This window comes from Streptomyces sp. NPDC047061 (assembly GCF_040643955.1).
In the GTDB taxonomy this organism is placed as follows: domain Bacteria; phylum Actinomycetota; class Actinomycetes; order Streptomycetales; family Streptomycetaceae; genus Streptomyces.
The window spans coordinates 26210-45073 of the sequence record NZ_JBEYVI010000019.1 but is presented as its reverse complement, the minus strand read 5'-3'; the positions used below and the strand labels follow the sequence as shown (position 1 = coordinate 45073).

The window sequence follows — 18864 nt, the reverse complement described above, 5'->3', positions numbered from 1 at the left end:
TGTGGACAGCACAAGACCGGGGTCGAAGGGGCAGGACAGGTGGCAGCAGAGGTCGCGGGGGCGGTGGAGATTCGCGGTGCGCTGTCCAGACTCCGGCGCACCACCGGGCTGCCGATCGCCTTCGGCGGGCTGGTCGAGGCCGGCCGGACACAGGTCCGGATCAGCGAGCTGACCGGCACCAACACGGCGTCGCTGCGCTCGCTCGCGGTCACCTCCGGGAACGGCCTGGGCGGCAAGGCGGTCGCCCTGGCCCGTCCCTGCGCGGTCGTCGACTATTCGGCCTCCCTGCAGATCAGCCACGAGTACGACATCCCGGTGGCGGCCGAGGGTCTCCGCTCGGTGCTCGCGGTGCCGGTGGTGGTACGGCGCCGGGTGCGGGGCGTGCTGTACGGCGCGCTGCGCACCGCCCAGCCGCTGGGCGACCGCACGCTGGGCGCGGCGGTGGCGGCGGCCCGGGACGTGGAGCAGGCGCTGGTCGTCCAGGACGAGGCCAGGGGGCTGCTGGCGGCGGCGCGGCCGGCACCCGCCGTCGTACCGGATCCGGGGGCCGCCTGGGAGCAGGTGCGGGAGGCGCATGCCGCGCTGCGGGCCCTGGCGCCGCGCATCACCGACCCGCGACTGCGCGCCGAACTGCTCGCGGCCTGCGGCCTGTTGACCACCCCGGCGCCGGCGGCCGAAGCGGTGCTGGCGCCCCGGGAGCTGGATGTGCTGACGTGGGTGGCGGCCGGGGCGACCAACGCGGCGGTGGCCGAGCGGCTGGGGCTGCGGCCCGAGACGGTCAAGGGCTACCTGCGCTCGGCGATGCGGAAGCTGGGCGCGCACACCCGAGGGGAGGCGGTGTCGGCGGCTCGTCGGACGGGGTTGTTGCCATAGCGGAGGGGACCCATTCCATTCATGCGGACGCGCTGTGAATTTCCATATGCCAAGCCCCTGTTATTTCCCTCACCATGTCGTCCGGCCGGATTTCGGGGTTCATTGCCTAGAATTTGGTTTGGACACGACACACGAGGGGAGCGGTGACCGTGCGACGGGACTTCCAGGAGCCTGCCAGAATCCGCCCCGACCTGGTCATCGGCCGGGCGGAGCTGGTCGCGGCCGCCAGGGAGCAGCTCGCCTCGGGCGGCAGCGTCCTCCTGCACGGGCCTGCCGGAATAGGTAAATCGACCGTCCTGCGGGCGCTGGACGCGGAATACGCCGGCACCGCCCGCACCGTGTTGCGCTGCTCGGCGACCGAGTCCGAATCCCACCTTCCCTTCCTCGCCCTCGCCGACCTCTTCGGCCTGGTCCTCGACGACGTCTCCCCCCATCTGCCCGGCGCCCAGCGCACCGCCCTGGAGTCGGCGCTCACCGGCCGCGGCGAGTCCACCCTCCAGCGCGACGGCCTGGCCCTGCGCCTCGCGGTGCTGTCCGCGCTGCGCGTGCTGGCCGCCGAGGGGCCCGTCCTGATCGTCGCCGACGACCTCCAGTGGCTGGATCCGGCCAGCGCCGAACTCCTCGGCTTCGCCGCCCGGCGGCTCGGCGGCACCCCGGTCCAACTGCTCTGCGCGGTCCGCACGGAGGGCCAGGAGTACGACCGCCACCTACGCGCGTCGCCCCCGGACACCGTCGCCGTCCGCCTCGGCCCGCTCACCCGCGGGCAGGTCTCCGAGCTCCTCGACCACCGCGGCCACACCGGGCTGACCCGTTCCACGGTCCGGGAGATCCACCGCACCAGCGGTGGCAACCCGCTGTTCGCCCTCGAGCTCGGCCGCGCCCTCTCCGAGAACCCGACCCCGCCCCGCCCGGGCGAGCCGCTGCCGGTGCCGACCTCGCTGCGGGCCCTCGTGCTCAGCCGCCTCGACATGCTCTCCGTCGAGGCCCGCCGCACCCTGCTGGTGGCCAGCGCGGGCGCCCGACCCACCCAGGCCCTGCTGCACGCGGCCGGCCGGGAGAACGCCGAGGCCGAATGCGCCCAGGCGGCCGAACTGGGGCTGCTGGCGACCGAGCCGGAGGGTCCCGCCGTACGCTTCGCGCACCCCCTCATCTCCGCCGCGCTGTACGCGGAGGCGCCCGCACAGGAGCGCCGGGCCGCGCACGCGGCGCTGTCCACGGCCGCCTCCGACCCGATCGAGCGGGCCCGGCACCTGGCCCTGGCCACCACCGGCACCGACCCGGAGGTCGCCGACCGGCTCGCCGAGGCCGCGACCGAGGCCCGGGACCGGGGCGCGCCCTCGGTGGCCGCGCAGATCGGCCTGCTCGCCGCCCGGCACACCCCCGCCGACCACACCCCCTCCCCGGACGAGCGGCGGCTCCAGGCGGCGGAGGACGCGACCGGCGCGGGCGAGATCGACCTCGCCCAGGACATCGCCCGCGAGGTGCTCACCCACGCCACCCGCCCGGCCGACCGGGTGCGGGCCTGGATCCTGGTGATCGACTCCGCCGGCCACACCATGACCGAGGTCGACGCGGCCTTCCCGCACGCCCTCGCCGACGCCGGCGACGACCCGCGGCTGCTCGGCAAGGTCCACTACCAGCTGGCCTGGCGGGCCCTGATCGTGGGCGGCGACTTCACCGAGGCCCGGCAGGCGGCGGCGCACTCCGCCGACCTCGCGGCCGAGGGCGGCGACCGGCGCACCGAACTCCTCGCGCTGTCCCTGCAGGCCCAGGTCGAGACCCTGATGGGCCATCCGGCGGCACCCGCCACCATCAAGCGCGCCCTGAAGGAGCCGCAGGACCCGATGGTGGCCTGCCATCACAACGGGGCGGGCAGCGCCCGGTTCCGCTGGCTGGTGATGGGCGACCAGCTGGCCGAGGCACGCGCCACCGTGACCGCGCTGCTGCGCGAGGTGCGCCGGCGCGGGCAGGTGGAGAGCGAGGTGCACTTCCTGCGCGGCCTCGCCGAGACCGAGCTGCGCTCCGGGCACTGCGGCCGGGCCCTCGATCTGGCCCGGGAGGGTCTGCACCTCGCCCACGACTCCGGGATCGGCGAGACCGCCTCCGCGATGCTCACCTCGCTGGCCGAGGCGTCGGGCGGCGACGTGGACCGGGGCCTGGCGCTGGCCCGGGAGGCGGTCGAGCACGCCGAGCAGGACGGCGACACGATGTACCTGTCCCGGGCCCTGGGCGCACTCGGATACGCCCAGTTGGTGGCCGGCGACCCGGCGGGCACCGTCCGCTCGCTGCGCCGGGTGCGGGAGCTGGAGCAGAGCCTCGGCATCACCGACCCGGCACGGGGCCGCTGGCAGGGGGACCTGGCCGAGGCACTCGTCCGGGTGGGTGAACCGGCCGAGGCGCAGGACGTCATCGACGTCACCCGGGAACACGCGCTGCGGCTCGGCCGGGAGAGTGTTCTCGCCGTACTCGACCGGGCGGAGGCCCTGGTCCGCGCGGCGCACGGGGAACACGACGCGGCCGTCGCCCAGCTGACCTCGGCTCAGGACCGGTTCGCCAAACTGGGCTGCGGCCTGGAGGAGGCCCGGGCCGCGTTCGCGCTCGCCTCGCTGCGCGACCGGCGCTCCCCGACGGCGTTCGACGAGGCCACCCGGCTGTTCCGGCGGTGCCGGGCGCTGCCGTGGCTGCGCCAGGTGGACGAGGCCGTCTCGGCGCCGGAGCCGCCGGTGGAGACGCCGGCCGAGCCGGCCGTCCTGGACGGGCTGGCCGCGATGGAGCGTCAGGTGGCCGCGCTGGTCATGGAGGGCGCCACCAACCGGGAGATCGCCGCCCGGCTGTTCGTCAGCGTCAAGACGGTCGAGGCGACACTGACCCGGGTCTACCGCAAGCTGGGCATCCGATCGCGCGTGGACATAGTCCGTTTGGCCGCAGGGCGGCGCGCGAAGTGAGAGCGCTCCCGGTTAACTGAGGCGGACCGAGGGTTTTCCCTCCCCCATCCCCCTAGGGGGTTCCCTCATTGGGAGGGTGGGGTTCCGGGTCCTAGCTTATGGATGTGCCGCTCGCCCGGGCATACGGGGGTCGGTCCCGCGACCCCCGTGCTGCACCCCCCACACCCGCGCGACCCCCACCGGCAACCCCCACTGAGGAGACTCATGTTCGGGCACCACCGCGCAAGAAAGACCGCCGCAGTCCTGGTGGCCGCCGCCGCAGCCGCGGCGACCGCGCTGATCGCGTCCCCCACCGCGTCAGCCGCCCCCCAGCCGATCGTCGGCGGCACCACGACCACCACGACCGCGTACCCGTTCATGATGCAGATCACGGACGCGTCCGGCAGCCAGTTCTGCGGCGGCACCCTGGTGTCGGCCACCAAGGTGGTGACCGCCGCGCACTGTATGGAGGGCGAGTCCACCAGCAGCGTCCGCGTGGTCGGCGGCCGCACGAACCTGAACGGCACCAACGGCACGGTGAGCCGGGTCAGCAAGATCTGGATCAACCCGGACTACACGGACGCCACCAACGGCGACGACGTCTCCGTCCTGACGCTGTCGACGGCGATGTCGTACACCCCGGCGTCGTACGTGACGTCCTCCCAGACGAGCGTGTACGCGGCCGGCACCACGGCCCGCATCCTCGGCTGGGGCACCACCTCGGAGAACGGCAGCTCCTCCAACACGCTGCGGACCGCGACCGTCCCGATCGTGTCCGACACCAGCTGCAAGAGCTCCTACGGTTCGGACTTCGTCCAGACCGACATGGTTTGCGCCGGATACACGTCCGGCGGCGTAGACACCTGCCAGGGCGACAGCGGCGGTCCCCTGCTCATCGGGGGCGTCCTGGCAGGGATCACTTCCTGGGGAGAGGGGTGCGCGGAGGCCGGTTACCCGGGTGTCTACACCCGGCTGACCACCTTCTCGAACCTGGTGACCACGCAGGTCAACTCGTAACCAGAAGATCTCCTGAGCATCCCTCAGGTGAGTGACCAGGGGGCGTTGCGGGCTACCACGAGCAGCCCGCAGCGCCCCCTATCCATGTCCCGGCCCGGCCTGGCTACTTGTCGGCGGTGAGTGTGCCCGCCACGCCCCAGCTGTCGGCCGGGACCTCGTGGATCCAGACCTGCACGGTCTCGGCGGGGATCTTGTACGCGTCGACGAACGCGTCGGTGACCCGCCTGACGAGGTCCCGCTTGAGCTCGGGGTCGCGGGGTCCCTGCTGGATGGTGACGATCGGCATCACTGAACTCCTTCGAGTGGGTGTCCCGTTCGGGGTCCTGTTCGGTGGGTCCAGTCCATCGCGCCGGACGTCCGCGACCAAGAAGCAGATCCCGACCGCAGCGATCAGCTTTCGTGATCGTCGCAGGCCAGGATCAGGGTGGCCAGGTGCGGGGAGGGTGCGACGGCGGGCACGGCGAGGCCCGTCGGCAGGGCCAGACCCGGAGCCCGGAACGGCACGAAGGCCACCCGGGGGCTGTGCAGCACGCGCGCGTGGGAGGCGTACACGACCGTCCAGAGCGGGCGGGTGCCGATGCTGGCGAGGGTGTCCTGGAGGGAGCCGGGCGACGGTCCGGGCAGCGGCTCGAAGCCGGCGTCGCGGCAGGCACCGACGACCAGGTCGACGAGGGCCGGGTTGGTGCGGCGCTCGGTGAGGGCGAGGGGCAGGCCGGCCAGCTCGTCGACGCCGATCTCGGTACGGCCGGCGAGGGGGTGGCCGGCGGGGAGGGCGGCCACCAGGGGGTCGGCCCACAGCGGATGGACCCGTACCCCGGGCACGGGCTCGACGGCCCGGACGAAGGCGGCGTCCAGGCCGCCGCCCGCGACCCGGGCCAGCCTTTCGGCGGCCGGCAGCGAGAAGAGCTCGACGGGCACGTCCGGCGCCCGGCGCGCGAACGCGGCCAGTACGCGGTCCAGGTGCACGCCGAGTCCCGTACTGGTGCCGATCCGCAGCCCGGCCGGCGGGGCGACCGCGGCCCGGGCCCGCTCGGCCGCCGCCAGCACCGCCCGCGCCTCGGGCAGCAGCCGCTCCCCCGCGCCGGTGAGCCGGACCCGGCGCGGCGAGCGGTCGAACAGCTCGGCACCCAGCTCCCGTTCAAGGCGCTGTATCTGCTGGCTGACCGCCGACTGCACGATGTGCAGCCGGTCGGCGGCCCGCCCGAAGTGCAGCTCCTCGGCGACGGCCACGAAGTAGCTGAGCTGCCGCAGTTCCATGGCCCCGACTCTAGAGCGCTGTCGGAGTGGGCTGTTTCAATGGGCTCCGTACGGGTGTCGCGGGAGGGGTGGTGCAGGTGCTGCACATGGTGTCGACGGACCGGGTCCTGGCGTTCGCGGCGATGTCACTGCTGGTCATCGCGATCCCGGGGCCGAGCGTGCTGTTCGTGATCGGCCGGGCGCTCGCCCATGGCCGCCGCACCGCCGTGGCCACCGCGGTCGGCAACGTCTTCGGCTCGTATCTGCTGGTGGTGGCGGTCGCGGTCGGCATCGGCTCGCTGGTGGAGCGGTCGGTGACGGTGTACTTGACGGTCAAGCTGCTGGGCGCGGCCTACCTGGTGTACCTGGGCGTCCAGGCCTTCCGGCACCGGAAGGAACTGACGGCCGCCGCGGTCCGGCGGGCCCCGGAGGGCGAACCGCGCGGCGATCTGCGCACGGTCCTGGACGGCGCGCTGGTGGGTGCCACCAACCCCAAGGGCGTGGTCTTCTTCGCCGCCGTCCTCCCCCAGTTCGTCGACCACTCGGCGGGCCATCTCCCCGTTCAGATGCTGCTGCTCGGCCTGGTCCCGATCTCCATCGGCCTGGTCACGGACACGTTGTGGGGCCTGACGGCGTCAGCGGCCCGCACCTGGTTCGCCCGGTCCGACCGCCGCCTGTCCCTGATCGGCGGCGCGGGCGGTGTCACGATGATCGGGCTGGGCGTGACCGTGGCGGTGACGGGCCGGGCGGACTGAACGCTCACCGGCCGATTCGGGGTAGCACGGCTCCGAAACGGATGTCGTAGGACGCACCCGGATACAGGGTGGCCAGCATCCGTTCGCCTTCCGCCAGGATCGCGTCCCGCTCCGCCGCGAGGCTCCTTTCCCCCTCTCCCTCCCGCTGCCCGAAGGTCTCGATGACCAGGGCGTCCTCCGTCAGCTTCCACACACCGGCGAGGAAACCGTCGACGAGCAGGGTGCGGTACGCCTGGTTGCCCTGCCAGGCGCGGCCCCGCAGCTCGGGCGGGACGACGCGGGTGCGGTCGGCGTGGGAGAGGAGAAGGTTGTCGAACTCGGGGAGGAAGCGGGGCGGGGCCGGGGTCGCGGGGTCGGGGCGGGGCGCGTCGGGCAGGTCGAAGAGCTCGACGCCGCCCTCGTCCCGGAAGGTGAGGAGGCGGGGCCGCAGCCGCTCGAAGGCGTCGCGGAGCCGGGTCAGTCCGGCCCAGGTCTGCATGTCCTTGACGGAGGCCGGGCCGAAGGCGGCGAGGTAGCGCAGGACCGTGGCATCCGTGGCGTCGACGGCATCCGTGGCGTCGGCGGCCGACGCCGACTCGACGGGGCGGCCGAGCCAGTGCTCGGCGGTGGTGAGGGCGACCTGCCCGGACTGCCCCCACAGTCCGCGCGGGGTGACCTGGACGAGGGGCAGGGTGCAGCGGGCGGCGACGGCGAGGGACTGCGGGTCGGCGTCGGGCCACTCGGCGCGCAGCGCCTCGCGCAGCCCGGCCATGGTGCGCGGCTCGGCCTCGACCAGGTCCCGGGCGAGCGCGGCGAGCCGGTCGAGGTCGACCCCGGCCAGGCCCTTGCGGAAGGCGGTCAGCTCCCGGGTCCTGGCGGGCTGGACGAGCGGGCGCAGGGTGAGCGCGTCGGCGGCGGTGTGGGTGTGGATGGTGGAGCGCAGGGTGACGATCCGGACCACGTCCCGGTCGGCCATCAGCCCGGAGAGCTGCTCGGGGGCGAAGCCGTCGAGGCGGGCGGCGAGGGCGTAGTAAGGAGGCTTGACGTTCTGCGCCTGGAGGCCGACGAGGTGGGCCACGGCCTCCTTCGCCGACCGGGACGAGCGGCGCAGCAGGAGCTGACGGTCGAGGGTGGCACGGTTGAGGGCGCGGGTGCCGAGGACCGGGGCGGGCGGCTGCTTCGTCATGCCGGGCACGCTAGCGCCGAATGAGGACAGCTTCTGTCCTCATCTCTCACCGAATCCCGTCCTCGATTCCCTCCGCCGGGCGCGTATGCCCCGTATATCCTGCTCCGAGACTCACCGATCACGCGTAATCACCTGGACCACGCGGATCACACCGATTACACAGATCACGCAGATCATGCAGATCACGCCGATGCAGGATCCACCGAGAGGCGGCCGCGATGTCCGAGCGACGCCCCAGCCCGGCCGCGAAGAACTCCGGTAACGGCAGGAACGGCCGCGGCGGCAGAAGGTCCGTCTGGCGCCGTGCCCTGCCTGCGGAGCATGACGACACGGCCGGGCGGCCGGAGCCCGGATCCGCGCCGGTCGGGGAGTCCACCGCGCCGCCCAGCATCGTGGAGGCGGCGCTGTACCAGGACGGGGTGCGCGTCTCGACGCCGACGACGCTCGCCGAGACGTACCGCGAACTGCGCGACACGCCCTCGGGCATGGCCTGGATCGGCCTGGCCCGCCCCACCTCGGACGAACTCCTCTCCCTGGCCGCCGAGTTCGACCTGCACCCGCTCGCGGTCGAGGACGCGATGGAGGCCCACCAGCGCCCGAAGCTGGAGCGGTACGGCGACACGCTCTTCGTGGTGCTGCGCGCCGCCCGCTATCTGGACGCGCCGGAGGAGGTCGACTTCGCCGAGCTGCACGTGTTCGTCGGCCCCGACTTCGTGATCACGGTGCGGCACGGCGCGGCCCCGGACCTCTCGGCGGTCCGCCGCCGCATGGAGGACTCCCCCGACCTCCTCAAGCTCGGCCCGGAGGCGGTCCTCTACGCGATACTCGACGCGGTGGTCGACGGCTACGCCCCGGTCGTGGAGGGCGTCCAGAACGACATCGACGAGATCGAGACGGAGGTCTTCCGCGGCGACCCGTCGGTGTCCCGCCGTATCTACGAACTCTCCCGCGAGATGGTCGAGTTCCAGCGCGCCACGCGCCCCCTCGTCGGCATGCTGCACGGCCTGATGGCCGGCTTCACCAAGTACGAGACCGACGAGGAACTCCAGCGCTACCTCCGGGACGTCGCCGACCACGTCACCCACATCAGCGAACGCGTCGACGGCTTCCGCCAGGCCCTCACGGAAATCCTCACGGTCAACGCGACCCTGGTAACCCAGCAACAGAACGCGGAGATGCGGGCGTTGGCGGAGGCGGGCTTCGAACAGAACGAGGAGATCAAGAAGATCTCGAGCTGGGCGGCGATTCTGTTTGCTCCCACACTCGTCGGGACTATCTACGGCATGAACTTCCGGGAGATGCCCGAGCTGCACTGGGGGTTCGGATACCCCTTCGCGATCGGCCTGATGGGGGTTGTATGTGCCAGTTTGTACGTGATTTTCAAGCGGCGGGACTGGCTCTAGTCCCTCGCGCTACTCTCAAGTCCCCGTTCACACTTTGCTCTCGCATCTGCTGCAGATTGGCTCAGGATCGGCCTTGGGGAGTCCCTGGGGAGAAGTGATGCGGATGACCTCCTCACCCTTCCAGAATCACGCCTCTGAGCTGGCACTTTGCGGATCCGTCAACGCTGGGGAGAATCCGGGGAGAATCGAACGCCACTCCCCGCCGTCCGCCTAGCGCGACGGGCCCGGCACGTCTCCCCGTCCCCCGATTCCCGCCGAGGCGACCACCCCTGCGACACACAACAGAGAGTGACGCGAGGACGCAGCCCCGCGCCCGCACTGTGAGGCGGGTGGCTCCGAATCGGTCCTTGGCTCCTTCTCCACTTGATGTGTCATCGGAAAGATGTCGGCAGGAGGAGAGCCCAATATATTTGCAGGCCAGAGGGCATTTGGAGCCACGCTGGACGGTCCTTCGGACGCCCGGAGCGTCAGGGCCGAAGCCTGCGCCAGCTTCCGCCCCCACGGCCCGGCGAGTGGTGACCACGTCCGCCATCTCGCCCTTCACGAGCGTCACCACCGATTGACGTACGGCCGGGCAAGGCAGTAGCGCTGCCCTGACTCTGCCTTGCCGACACCGGCCTCCACCTTCGTTACTACCGGCCGCGGAGCGAGGCGCCCACCACCCCCGTGCCCTGCGGTAGGCATCGCCGCTCGGCAGCTGCGACCAGGCCGACAACTGCCATAACAAGCGCACGACGGCTGCGGAGGGGTGTGGCGCAGTATGCCGGGGTCGGCTCCACCAGGAAGTTCTCCCGCTCCTGGACGAGGAGGACCTGGTCGACCCGCCCCGTGCGGTCCTTGACCCAGCTCACGTCCACGCTAAAAAAAGGGGTGGCGAACTTGCAGGTCCGAGCCCCGTTCACCGGGGCAAGCCGGTTTCCAAGATGCACGACCTGTCCGACGCGAACGGACTGCCCCTACACGTCGGATCCAGCGAACGGCTCGGCCGCCACAGGTGAGTCATCGAACGCACCATGTCCTGATTGACGGGCTACCGTCGTCCCAGCCACCGCTATGAGCGGAAATCTGGCAACTACCTGGCCGTTCTCGGAATCGCAGCCGCTCTCTGTTGCCACAAACTGACCATGTAGGACACGGTCCAAGTCCACGACCTTCACCTGGTGTTGCGCCGACCTTCGGAGAAGAGTGCGTGTGACTGGTGCGCGTGGGCGGGGAGATTCGGAGGGTGCACGTCAGTGACGGCCCCCGTGGGCGATTTGAAGTCCAGATCCGAGCATCCGCCGTAGCAGTCGCTACTGAACTTGATCGAGTGATGTCGGGAGGGTTCTCCTGACAGCGGCTGCTGGCGCCGGTAGCTCCTGGGGAGTGAGATTTGCGCAGGGTGGTGGGCTGACCGACACCGAGAGGGCCGCGCGGGAGCGGATCCGGTTGCAGGCCGTCGTCCGCTTCGAGGCCGGGGAGAAGAACCGAGAGGTCGCCGCTGCGCTGCGGGTGAGCGAGCGGTCGGTGGAGCGGTGGCGCCGAGCCTGGCGCGAGCGCGGCCGGGTCGGGGTCCTGTCGCAAGGCTCTCCGGGACGGTCCCGACTCAGCGCAACGCAGGTCGCCAGGCTGGAGCGGGAGTTGGAGCGTGGCCCGTTGATCCACGGCTGGGCGGACCAGCGATGGACGCTGGCGCGGGTCAAGACGTTGATCGGCCGGCTGTTCCACGTCTCCTACACCGTCGAGGGCACGTGGCGGCTGCTGAAGCGGCATGGCTGGAGTTGGCAGCAGCCGGCCCGGCGCGCCATCGAGCGGGACGACGATGCGGTCGAGGTGTGGAAGAAGGAGACCTGGCCGCGGGTAAGAGGACCGCGGCGGAGCGCAGTGCTTGGATCGTCTTCGAGGACGAGGCCGGGCAGTCGATGACTCCGCCGCGTGCCAGGACCTGGGGCCGGATCGGGCAGACCCCGGTGGTGAGGGTGCGGGGCCAGGGCTCCGGGCGGGTGTCGATGGCAGGCATGGCCTGCTTCAAGCCGGGCCGGCGGTCCCGGCTCATCTATGCGATCCGCGAGTATCGGGGCCGCAAGGATGAGCCGAAGGGCTTCGGATGGCGGGACTTCCGCGACCTGGTCGTCCGCGCTCGAATCCAGCTTGGGGGCCCGATCGTGCTGGTCTGGGACAACGTCCGCCTCCACCTGACCGCTGGCATGAAGGCATTCATCGAGGCGAATGCCTCGTGGCTGACCGTGTTCCAACTGCCGGCTTACGCCCCTGCCCTCAATCCGACCGAGATGGCGTGTTCTCAGTGCAGGTCCTGTGGGATTCCGTCGGCATGATGCTCATGTTCCTTCCGCGGTGTCTGTTTGTTGGAGCTGGGTCCAGCGGCGGCGGTTGTGGTGGCCTGCGGGTAGCCGGTGCAGTGCACGTAGCCGTTCCACCTCGTCCGGGCCTGCTGTGATGATCCAGCGGTGTGGCGGGCGGGTGTCCTGCCGCCCATTGACCCAGCCGCGTTGGAGCCATCCGAACAGGGTGGCCACCGGCATTCCGATCTCGCCTGCGAGCGTGGCGAGCCACCATTCGCCGGGCTGGAGGACCTGGTCTGCGGGCCGTGTCTGGGTTCGGGTGGTGCGGAGTTGGTGCCGCTGGAGCAGTTGCAGTATCTCGCCGGTGTGGAACCGTTCCTTGCGGTGCGGCGGGCGCAGGCCCTCAGCGGCGAGTTGGTCGGCGATGGCGTTCGCGGTCAGTCCCGCACCGGCCAGGGTGCGCAGTCGTTCCACCAGGAGCGGGTAGTAGGAGAGGTGGTCCAGGCGGGCCACCGGGCGCAGCAGGTCTGCGGTGCTCTCGCTGCCGCCTGCCCAGGTCAGGACGGCGTGTACTTTCTCGCTGGTTCCCTGGGCGGTGACTTGGACCTGTTCGACCACGCAGCGCAGGAGTCGTTTGCGGTCGGTGTGGGTGGTGGACGGTGCCCGCCAGAGTTCGGGGATGTCGCGTGCGAGGACGCGAATGGCGGCCAGGTCGGCCGCGCTCAGACGCACTGGGCGGGCCTGGACGAAGTGCTGGTAGTCCTCGCTGAGTTTCTGGTGGGCGGCGAGGGCTTCTTCCCAGTCCTTCTCCAACTGCCGTACCACCAGACGGTTTTCGGGCTCGGCGAGCTGATACTGGCGCCGGGCCCGGTCACAGGCCAGCTCGGTGCGCTCCAGGCGTTGCCGCCAGATGCGGTCTACTTCCAGGCGGTGCTGTTCGACCTGCTCGGCAGCGTTCACGGACAGTTCGAGTGCGGCCGGGGCCAGCGCCGCAAGGACCTGCTCAACCACGTAGGCGTCCAGGAAGGCCCCGGCCATCTGCTGGCACCGCTCCACCCCTTAGGTGAGGTGCTGGCGCAGGCAGACGTAGCGGTGCACCAGGCCGCTCTTGGTGTTCTCGTAGTTCACGCCCATGCGGCGGTGGCAGATCCCGCACATCACCAGGCCGGTCAGCAGTGCGGGCCCCTCCCGTGGGGCTCCCAGGCTCTCGGCCCGCGCGCGATTGGCCTGCATCCGGGCGAGGTTGCGCTCGTACTGTGCGACGGTGATGTAGGCGGGCAGCAGGCCGGGAATCGTCACCAGCCACTGCTCGGCCGCGATGCGGACCTTGCCGGACTGGGGATGGCCGGGAAGCCTGCGGGACGGGTCGATGCGGGAGCGCCCATAGGCGTAGATCCCGGCATAGGCCGGATTGCGCAGCATGTTCTGGATGCCGGTCTGGTGCGGACGGCGCCAGACGACCTCGCCCTTGGCCGCACCCGTGCGTTCCCGCATCCCTATCTGCACCTGGTGCTCGGTCAAAAACCGCAGCACCGTATGCACCGTCCCGAGCTGTTCGAAGAGGTGGAAGACCAGGTGGACGACACTCTGCACCTGCTCGTCCGGGTCGAACACCGCCTCGCCGGAGGGCCTGCGGACATAGCCGGCCGGCAGCGGCACGGCCAGCTCGCCCCGCGCGGCCTTCGCCAGCCGGCCCGACGCCATCCGCTGCTTGATCAGATGCAGTTCGACCTCTCTCATGGTGCCCTTCAGGCCCAACAGCAATCGGTCGTTGTACTCATTGGGATCGTAGACCCCGTCGGTGTCCGCCAGCAGGGTCCGTGCCAGGCTGCATAACTCGATCAACTGGTGCCAGTCCCGCCCCGCCCGCGCCAGCCGGGACATCTCGATGCCGAGCACCAGCCCCACATGCCCCATCGTGATCTCGGTGACCAGTCGCTGGAAGCCCGGCCGATCCTGCGCACCCGCCGCGGACCGGCCCAGATCCTCGTCGATCACCAGCACCCGACTCCGCGCCCACCCCAGCGCCACCGCCCGCTCCACCAGGCCGTACTGCAGCCGCGTCGACTCGCCATGGTCGACAACCTGCTGCCTGGACGACTGCCGCACATATTCTCTGAACTTTCGAGACTGCGCGATCGCCTGGGTCCAGCGGCCAGTTCGCGGTCACGATGGTTCGTTCGTCGGGTGTCGCGTGGTGGTGACATGACGGCCGGCGATGCGCGAGAAGCCGGGCATCCCAAGGTCGATCCTGGTGCGCTGAGTGGCGATCTGCTCGACCTGGGCGAGCTTCTGCTCGGCTCCAGCGAGGCTGACGCGCAGTCCCTCGACTTCGCCGCGCCAGCCTTCGCGTTCGGCCTCGGCGATGCGGGCGAGCAGGTTGTCGCGTACTTCGGCCAGTCGGTGACGCTGGGCGGGATCAGGTCGCAGAAGCGCGCATCGGACACAAGCGTGCTCATGAATGCAGGTGGTGCCGAAGGCTCGTCCGCAGGTGCCGTGGGCGACCTTGCGGCGCTCGAAGTGGCCCAGGAAGTCGTCCCATTCCTCGTCGGTGGGAGTGCGGTACTCCTCGCCGGGGCGCGTTGCCCGGCGGCGGGCGATGAACGCCCGGTGTCCGTTGATGACCTCCTCAGGGTAGACGGCCTTGTAGCCCATAGTCGTCGTGATCGCCTTGTGTCCGGCCACGAGCTGGGCAATGTGCGGGGGCATGCCGTTGAGGATGGCGTCCGTAATGAAGATCCTCCGGAAATCGTGCGGCGTGTAGTTCAGCGGACGGTTGCTGCCGTCGGTGAGGCCAGTGGCCGCGAGAGTCGCGTTCAGCAAGGCCCTGACGGTGTGGATGGTGATGGGACGGTTCTCGATGCCGTGCCGCTGCTGGAACAAGAGCGGCATCGGCGGGTTCCAGACGCGTTCGTGGATGTCGTAGGACACCACGAGCGGCAGCATGGGCCTGCTGCCGCGGACCCGGCTGATGATCGCGCTGAGCACGTCCGCCAGTTCGGGACTGATGACCAGGAGCCGCTCGGCGTCGGTCTTGGACGGGGCGATCTGCAACAGGGGCACGAGCTCGCCGGTGGTTGGCAGCCGGTATTGCACCAGGCTGTGGTGGCTGAGTTCGGCGAGTTCCTCGATGCGGATGCCGGTGTGCCGCAGGACTTCAACCGCGGCCCAGCTCCAAAAGGCCCGGTGCTCTTCCAGGGTGAGATCACGGCGTTTGCCGGTGCCGGGGTCTTCGGCCCAGGTCTTGGCCGCGTGGGTGTGCTTGCTTAGCACCGCGCGCCGACAGCAGGGTCTGGCCGCCAGCGGTGAACAGCTGCCCAGGCGCGGTCTGTTGGGCAGCAGTGAGCCGTTCGGCCGCCGCTTTGCGTGCAGTGTCGGCGGCGGTGACTAGGGCCGGCAGCGCCGGGAGACGCTCACGGGTCCGCTGATCCATCCGGGACTTGCGATGCGCATGGACCTTGCGGCGTGACATCTCCGAGTCACGGATCGGGCAGGGAGCCGCCCATGGTCCCCAGGTGGGCGGGTCCTCCATCGCCCACTGGGCGATGTCGAGGTAGAAGGCGCGGACCATCGACATGTAGTTCATGCCGAGGTCCGCGCGAGGTACCTCGGTCTGTGAGGTGGTGCCGTCCGGGCTGGTGACGGTGACCCTTTTGCGGGCGACGCGCCGCTTCCATGCCGCAGCGACGTCGGGCTCCAGGCGGAGCGAGGAGATGCCGGGATGGTGCATCTCCAGGTCCTTCCAGAACATCTGGCCCAGGCCGAAGGACATCGAGCGCAAGGTCGCGTAGTCGAGCGCGGGCTGGCGCTCACGCAGGTAGGCGACCAGGAGATCTCGGATGGGACGGCAGGCCAGGTCGTAGCGGTCGATGAGGCCCTCGATGCCGACCTGGCCCTGAGTGGCAAAGGCCCGCACCGTTCGTGGGGCGGTGGCGGGGAACACGCCGAGCGCGTGCAGCATCTGGTAGAAGTACAGGCTTGTGTCGCGCCGTCCCCGCGCCGCCATGATGTGGACGACCTGGAGGCAGTCGCCGACGGCGATGTCGGCGACCGTGCCGCCCTTGGCCGCCAGCAGACCGGCGATCCTCCGCAGTGCGGCCTCCTTGGTGTGGGTGTTGCCCGGATCCTCCTGCGCCAAGGCCGAGAGCTTCGTGAAGCCGTCCGGGTCGCGGCCGCGGGCCATCTCCGCGATCAGGTTCTTGATGCTGCCGGGCGTGAACATCCAGGCCAGGCTCGGGCGGATCACGTCGGCGGCCAGCAGCGGCAGCAGTCCGCGACCGAGCTGGATGAACTCGCCCCAGGGCGCTTGGCCGGTCCACTCGCGGCCGCGAAGGACGCGGCAGGCTGTCTGCCGCCAGGCGACGTTGCCTGCTTCCTCAGCGCCGTTGGCCAGCCACCGGGCCTGCCAGGTGTCGCCTGGCTGGCCCTCCAGCCAGTCCAGCACCTTGATCAGCCCGGCCTCGCGGCCCTCCTGGTTGCGTGCGCTCTCCGAGATGAACGGCGGGGCGAGGAGTCGTTCGTGGATCCTCGCGCGGCTGTGCCGGGTAGCTGGCCAGGTCGGCTCTGGTGGCCGGGGAGGGAACCGCTCCAACAGCGTGGCCACCTCGGGTGCGGACGGCACCGCGGACCGGGGCGCGGTCGCTGCGGGAGTCGGCCGGCCGCTCACGACGTACCCTCCCCGAACAGGATGTTCAACGACTCGGCCCGGTAGACAGGCATGGTCCCTCCGTCATGGCCGGGCTCCGCCTCGCCTCTGGAGCGGCGCAGGTGGTGGGCCAGAACGGAGGCGATCACGTCTTCTGGAACGGGCGAAAGGTAGAGCTGAGTGATGGTCAACTGAGCGTGTCCGAGGACCCATTGGACGTCGGTGAGCGGCATCTTCGGGTCCCGTGCCATGCGGTAGGCCGCGGTGTGACGTAGGTCGTGCAAGCCCCAGTTCACGCCGAGCGCGGCGTTGACTCGCTGGAACATCCGGTAGGCGGCCGGGTAGGCCAGCGGCCGGAACGGGCGCCGCAGGGTCCACCACAGAGGCTCGTCCGCGCCGGTGGGTACGAGTCCTTCCATCTGGGCCTGATAAAGCCGCAGCCAGACAAACGCATCCGGCGAAGCTGGCAGCGGCTGTAGGACTCTCGTGCCCTTGCGGATGACCGTGATCAGCTGCTGGCCGGGGTCAGCGTCGGACCACCCGGAGCTCAGCAGCTCCGACGCGCGGGCGCCGGTGGAGACGTAGAAGGCGACCAGGGCCCGGTCCCGATGCGAAGGCAGGCGCGCGAAGAGGTCGTTGAAGTGGTCGTCCGGGATCCTGCGGGGTGCTCGGGTGGCGACCTTGGGGCGATAGAGGCCGCTCCGCTCGGCGCGATAGGGATCCATCGGGTTGTGGTGAGCGTGGGCCCGTCCGCTCCGGCGCCCCCGAACCAGCGGGAACGGGTTGATGATCGGGCCGGAGCCCGCGTCGCGGTGGAAGTCGTAGAAGCACCGCAGGACGGTCTCGCTGTGCACACGTGTTGTCGGCGCGTATTTCCTGCCGGGCGACCTCTTGCCCGTCACCGGATTGGTCGCTCCCGGAACTCGGTCCCCGACGGGTGCCACACTCGCGGTCGCTTCTTGACCTCGGTGCCGCCAGTGGACTCGGTCCGGCTTGTCTGCGATCTGCATCCAGCGGCAGAAGTCTCGGGCCTCGACCCGGGTGGCCTGGTCCCACTCGACCTTCGCCGCCCACAGGAACCGGAACCAGCGTAGTAACGCCAGCACGTACGACCGCTGTGTCGTCTCCGGCCGACCGATCGCCTGCAGGTCCTTGAGGAACTCGGTGACCGAGACGATGACCGCACCGCCTGGGTCCAGTAATCGGTACGGCTCCCAGGGATCGCCTGTCTCCTCCATCGAGCCCACCATCGGAACCGTCAGCACCGCGAGGTCCCGGGGCTCCCTTCCATCCCATCCAGTCATGGGCAGGGACCGTAGACTCGCAGACACACATGTCCCCTGAACTGCAGAAACCCGCCCGGTAGTTCAGTCAACAGGTACACGACCGCCAGACCGTCACGGTGGCGACCCTGCACCTTGCCCGACTCATGCTCGTGCAGCAGCACCGCCGTCACCCCCGCCCGCTGCCGCGGCGGGCGGGTTCGCCAGCACCCGGCTCATCAGCACGCTCAGTAACTGCACCGCCGACCGACGGTTCAGCTCCGGCAGCACCTCCCACCGCGTCGCTTCCGGCTGGCCTTCCTCCATCTGGGGAGCACGCTCCCGCCGTCGCCGTCCACGACGCGTCACCTTCGTCCAGGTCACGAGCCTTCAGGCGGTCGACCAGCTCGACCAGCCGCAACAGGCCCTCACCGCTGATAATCCGCGCGTCCACACTCCGTTGTCCATCGCACCCTGCACTGTGACAAGCAGACTGAGGGTATCTGGGCGCTGGTGAAGCGCGACCTGGGCAACCTGGCCGCTGCGGACCTCAGCGAGATCACCAGAGCCGTGAAACGTCGGCTCAAGAAGATCCAGTACCGCCCTGACCTTGTCGACGGCTGCATCGCTGCCACCGGCCTGAGCCTGGACGGCTGACCAACGCGGGGGACTGGTCCGGATCACGCATCCCAGTCCGCATAGTCTCCGATCGCCACGTCGTCGCAGAAGGTCTCCCAGAACCCGTTGTCCGCGAGAGCGGTCCCGTCGATGCCGGAGACGAGCTCGCGCAGTTCTTCCGCCACCTCCTCAAACCCCTCCTCGTCGTCCTCCGCATAGAACGGGAAGCGTGCGATCACGGCCGCGATGCATCGGCTGAAGGAGTCGAGGTCGCGGTTCACGTGATGGGTCGTCGATGACTCGACATGGGGGATCTGCACCACGTGACCACTGGCCACATCGATGGCGATACGTCCGAACAGGCCACTCGTCGCGATGGCGACCAGCCCCCGTTCACCGATCCCCCCGAAGTACACCGGCTCGCTCAGTGGCCGGTACTCGTATCCGATCAACCCGCCGGGGATACCGGTCTCCCTGAGATCGACAGCGATCTGGGTGGGCACCTCGGATGGCGTCTCGACGGCAATCAAGACGAACTCGGGCTTCGGCAACTGCGGCAGGGGCTGGCTCACGGGAAGATCCTCTCCCGATGGACTGCCCGGCAACACCCACAGGCCCGCGAGGCGCGCAACTCCCGCCTGGCAGCCGACCCCGACATCACCTATTCAAGTTCAGTACCCATGG

Annotated in this window: 19 protein-coding genes and 1 pseudogene; 9 read left to right on the top strand and 11 right to left on the bottom strand. The window is 70.3% G+C overall.

Going from position 1 to position 18864, the window contains the following annotated elements; genetic code table 11:
- The first annotated feature begins 39 nt into the window (after window positions 1-39).
- From ABZ887_RS25875 to ABZ887_RS25865, 3 genes are all read left to right on the top strand, one after another.
- Entirely contained in the window at window positions 40-873 is an 834-nt protein-coding gene (locus ABZ887_RS25875; RefSeq protein WP_361293422.1) for a helix-turn-helix transcriptional regulator, read from the top strand.
- A 143-nt stretch (window positions 874-1016) separates the two neighbouring features.
- A complete protein-coding gene (locus tag ABZ887_RS25870) occupies window positions 1017-3818 on the top strand; it encodes an AAA family ATPase (RefSeq protein WP_361293419.1) in 2802 nt (933 codons plus the stop codon).
- 204 nt (window positions 3819-4022) lie between these two features.
- Entirely contained in the window at window positions 4023-4814 is a 792-nt protein-coding gene (locus tag ABZ887_RS25865) for a serine protease (RefSeq protein ID WP_361293416.1), read from the top strand.
- 103 nt (window positions 4815-4917) lie between these two features.
- Here the strand turns inward: ABZ887_RS25865 and dmpI are convergent, their stop codons facing one another.
- Together dmpI and ABZ887_RS25855 are read right to left on the bottom strand one after the other, a co-directional pair.
- A complete protein-coding gene (gene dmpI, locus ABZ887_RS25860) occupies window positions 4918-5100 on the bottom strand; it encodes a 4-oxalocrotonate tautomerase DmpI (protein ID WP_361293413.1) in 183 nt (60 codons plus the stop codon).
- Window positions 5101-5204: 104 nt separating this feature from the next.
- The gene (locus ABZ887_RS25855; protein WP_361293410.1) at window positions 5205-6071 is read right to left on the bottom strand and encodes a LysR family transcriptional regulator; all 867 of its coding nucleotides are present in this window, start codon (window positions 6069-6071) and stop codon (window positions 5205-5207) included.
- A gap of 86 nt (window positions 6072-6157) precedes the next feature.
- Here ABZ887_RS25855 and ABZ887_RS25850 point away from each other — a divergent pair, with 86 nt between their 5' ends.
- The gene (locus ABZ887_RS25850) at window positions 6158-6805 is read left to right on the top strand and encodes a LysE family translocator (RefSeq protein WP_361293407.1); all 648 of its coding nucleotides are present in this window, start codon (window positions 6158-6160) and stop codon (window positions 6803-6805) included.
- A gap of 4 nt (window positions 6806-6809) precedes the next feature.
- On the opposite strand, the gene ABZ887_RS25845 is transcribed toward ABZ887_RS25850, so the two are convergent.
- A complete protein-coding gene (locus ABZ887_RS25845) occupies window positions 6810-7970 on the bottom strand; it encodes a winged helix DNA-binding domain-containing protein (protein ID WP_361293404.1) in 1161 nt (386 codons plus the stop codon).
- A gap of 218 nt (window positions 7971-8188) precedes the next feature.
- On the opposite strand from ABZ887_RS25845, the gene ABZ887_RS25840 reads away from it, so the two are divergent.
- Complete coding sequence (locus ABZ887_RS25840; RefSeq protein WP_361293401.1) at window positions 8189-9373, top strand: magnesium and cobalt transport protein CorA; 1185 nt, start codon at window positions 8189-8191, stop codon at window positions 9371-9373.
- Window positions 9374-10005: 632 nt separating this feature from the next.
- Here ABZ887_RS25840 and ABZ887_RS25835 read toward each other — a convergent pair.
- On the bottom strand, window positions 10006-10224 hold the full coding sequence (locus ABZ887_RS25835) for a hypothetical protein (protein WP_361293398.1): 219 nt from the start codon (window positions 10222-10224) through the stop codon (window positions 10006-10008).
- On the opposite strand from ABZ887_RS25835, the pseudogene ABZ887_RS25830 reads away from it, so the two are divergent.
- The 3 genes and pseudogenes from ABZ887_RS25830 to ABZ887_RS25820 form a co-directional block, all read left to right on the top strand.
- A pseudogene (locus ABZ887_RS25830) lies at window positions 10141-10503 on the top strand (hypothetical protein); the annotation flags it as partial. The gene ABZ887_RS25835 and the pseudogene ABZ887_RS25830 sit on opposite strands and share 84 nt — an antisense overlap.
- Window positions 10504-10738: 235 nt before the next feature.
- On the top strand, window positions 10739-11278 hold the full coding sequence (locus ABZ887_RS25825) for a winged helix-turn-helix domain-containing protein (protein WP_361293395.1): 540 nt from the start codon (window positions 10739-10741) through the stop codon (window positions 11276-11278).
- Entirely contained in the window at window positions 11275-11688 is a 414-nt protein-coding gene (locus ABZ887_RS25820) for a transposase (protein WP_361293392.1), read from the top strand. The genes ABZ887_RS25825 and ABZ887_RS25820 overlap by 4 nt, the downstream gene beginning before the upstream one ends.
- Window positions 11689-11691: 3 nt before the next feature.
- Here ABZ887_RS25820 and ABZ887_RS25815 read toward each other — a convergent pair whose 3' ends face one another.
- The 6 genes from ABZ887_RS25815 to ABZ887_RS25790 all read right to left on the bottom strand — a co-directional run bounded on the left by ABZ887_RS25815 (window position 11692) and on the right by ABZ887_RS25790 (window position 17889).
- Window positions 11692-12693: a hypothetical protein gene (locus ABZ887_RS25815; RefSeq protein WP_361293389.1), complete on the bottom strand. Its 1002-nt coding sequence runs from the start codon at window positions 12691-12693 to the stop codon at window positions 11692-11694.
- A 21-nt stretch (window positions 12694-12714) separates the two neighbouring features.
- Window positions 12715-13764: a recombinase family protein gene (locus tag ABZ887_RS25810; protein ID WP_361293387.1), complete on the bottom strand. Its 1050-nt coding sequence runs from the start codon at window positions 13762-13764 to the stop codon at window positions 12715-12717.
- A 57-nt stretch (window positions 13765-13821) separates the two neighbouring features.
- Window positions 13822-14928: a site-specific integrase gene (locus ABZ887_RS25805; protein WP_361293384.1), complete on the bottom strand. Its 1107-nt coding sequence runs from the start codon at window positions 14926-14928 to the stop codon at window positions 13822-13824.
- The gene (locus ABZ887_RS25800) at window positions 14861-16321 is read right to left on the bottom strand and encodes a hypothetical protein (protein WP_361293381.1); all 1461 of its coding nucleotides are present in this window, start codon (window positions 16319-16321) and stop codon (window positions 14861-14863) included. The genes ABZ887_RS25805 and ABZ887_RS25800 overlap by 68 nt, the downstream gene beginning before the upstream one ends.
- A complete protein-coding gene (locus tag ABZ887_RS25795; RefSeq protein ID WP_361293378.1) occupies window positions 16318-17604 on the bottom strand; it encodes a site-specific integrase in 1287 nt (428 codons plus the stop codon). Before ABZ887_RS25795 ends, ABZ887_RS25800 begins: the two co-directional genes overlap by 4 nt.
- A 123-nt stretch (window positions 17605-17727) precedes the next feature.
- Entirely contained in the window at window positions 17728-17889 is a 162-nt protein-coding gene (locus tag ABZ887_RS25790; protein WP_361293375.1) for a hypothetical protein, read from the bottom strand.
- Window positions 17890-18075: 186 nt separating this feature from the next.
- Here ABZ887_RS25790 and ABZ887_RS25785 point away from each other — a divergent pair, with 186 nt between their 5' ends.
- Complete coding sequence (locus tag ABZ887_RS25785) at window positions 18076-18219, top strand: hypothetical protein (RefSeq protein WP_361293372.1); 144 nt, start codon at window positions 18076-18078, stop codon at window positions 18217-18219.
- Window positions 18220-18242: 23 nt separating this feature from the next.
- Here the strand turns inward: ABZ887_RS25785 and ABZ887_RS25780 are convergent, their stop codons facing one another.
- Window positions 18243-18752 (bottom strand): SUKH-4 family immunity protein, encoded by a 510-nt coding sequence (locus ABZ887_RS25780; protein ID WP_361293369.1) that lies wholly within the window; start codon window positions 18750-18752, stop codon window positions 18243-18245.
- Window positions 18753-18864 lie beyond the last annotated feature (112 nt).